Raw genomic sequence first — 1,671 nt, forward strand, 5'->3', positions numbered from 1 at the left:
TACTCCAATCAAAATCAACGCCCGCCTGAAACCGTTAACACGGTGCCAGTGATATAACGTGCCTGATCCGATGCCAGAAAAAATACCGCATCGGCAATATCGCTCGGCTCGGCAATCATTCCCATCGGTACAATCGCACTTGCCCGCCGGCGCATCTCGTCTGTGATATGAGCGGTACGGGTCAGGCCGGGCGCAACCGCGACCACCCGAAGCCCATCGGCTGCTACCTCATTCGATAATCCGATCGTCAGGCTCTCGATTGCGCCTTTTGTCGTCGCCAGCGGCACATGCCCCGGCAAGCCTCCAAGGCGCGCGGCGATGGATGAGATATTGACGATAACCCCACCCATGCCGCCCGCCTTAATGGACATATGGCGCACGGCCTCGGCACTCACGAGCATCGTGCCGAGTATATTGGTGTCGATTACCTCTTCGATCTCTGGCGGTGTCGCATCGGTCAGCGCGGTTGTTCGTCCCGGAATACCTGCATTATTGACCACGACACCTACACGCCCCAGCGTTTTGATTGTCTCGGCAAAAGCACGAGCAATCGCATCCGCGCAGCGTATGTCGAGTTGCAGCGCCAAGACCGAGCACCCTGCCTGGGCAAGAGATTGCACCAGACCTTGCGCAGCCAGATGGTCATGGGCGTACGTGAAGGCCACGCGACGCCCGGCTAGTGCGAAGCGTCGGACAATCGCCAGACCAATGCCACGCGAGCCACCTGTCACGAAGACCGTGCCCGATATGGCGGCAGATCGATCGAAGCGCTGTTCAGCAGCATCCGGAACACCAGGATCTGCCTGTTCGAGGTGGTCCATTACGAGATCCCGTTATTGTTTTTATTGTTCGGGATTGCCTTGGTGGCATGAAAATGAGCGGTTTTTCCGTCCGCTCATGCCTAATGTGTTGGTGACGGCGGCGCTGGCCTCAGTGCACCAACTGCGCCAGCGCCGCACAGACGTCGCTCTCAAGGAAAGGCTTGGAAACGAAGAGGCTGCGCGGCGGCAATGAAAAGCTGTCCGGCGCCCTGCGGCCCGAGGTCAGAACGAACGCCACATCCGGGCGTGTCCTCGACAAATGATGACCAAGATCGAGTCCAGTCATCGTGCTCGGCATCTCGAAATCGGAAAATACAGCGCGGATCTGGGGGTTCTTGCACAGCACTGCAAGCGCTTCGTCGGCGTCTTCGGCGGAGATCACGTTGTAACCTGCCTGCTCGATCATTTCCGAAACATAGAGACGCAGCAAGACCTGATCCTCAACAACCAGAACGGTCGGGGCAGCGCCGCCCTGCAAAGCATTGACGGATTTCAGGGATGAACTCGCGAACATGATAGCTACGTCTCCTGAGAGCCTTGAGCCATATCAACGAGAATTGAGGGCTTTGGTTTTCAGGATGACAGTCGCGTTCTACCTAACAGTTTTGTTAACAATCAATTCGTTAGCGAAACCGGCTGCCGTGCCCCCCTGTCCTTCATGTGCCGTGACATCAATACCGGCAATGGCCCAGCCAGTCCCCTCACGAACCAACAGCGGCGCGCCACTTGCGCCATGGGTCGCAGCACAATCGTGGTCGATCAACTGGCCTCGCACACGAATCACATGGCAATCCATGTCACCCATGGCGAGTTCCATGCGGTCCTGCTGATACCCGGCCAGCATCGCAGT

General features: G+C 57.7%; 3 protein-coding genes. All 3 read right to left on the reverse strand.

Annotated features, from left to right (window positions below):
• Nucleotides 1-14: 14 nt before the first annotated feature.
• Nucleotides 15-821: an SDR family NAD(P)-dependent oxidoreductase gene (locus P792_RS26645; protein WP_051395847.1), complete on the reverse strand. Its 807-nt coding sequence runs from the start codon at nt 819-821 to the stop codon at nt 15-17.
• A gap of 109 nt (nt 822-930) precedes the next feature.
• Nucleotides 931-1,335: a response regulator gene (locus P792_RS26650; RefSeq protein ID WP_023978372.1), complete on the reverse strand. Its 405-nt coding sequence runs from the start codon at nt 1,333-1,335 to the stop codon at nt 931-933.
• A 78-nt stretch (nt 1,336-1,413) separates the two neighbouring features.
• On the reverse strand, nt 1,414-1,671 hold a 258-nt coding region (locus tag P792_RS26655; protein WP_369794218.1), incomplete at its 5' end, for a serine protease.

The sequence above is a fragment of the Asaia sp. SF2.1 genome (genome assembly GCF_000505765.1).
GTDB lineage: Bacteria > Pseudomonadota > Alphaproteobacteria > Acetobacterales > Acetobacteraceae > Asaia > Asaia bogorensis.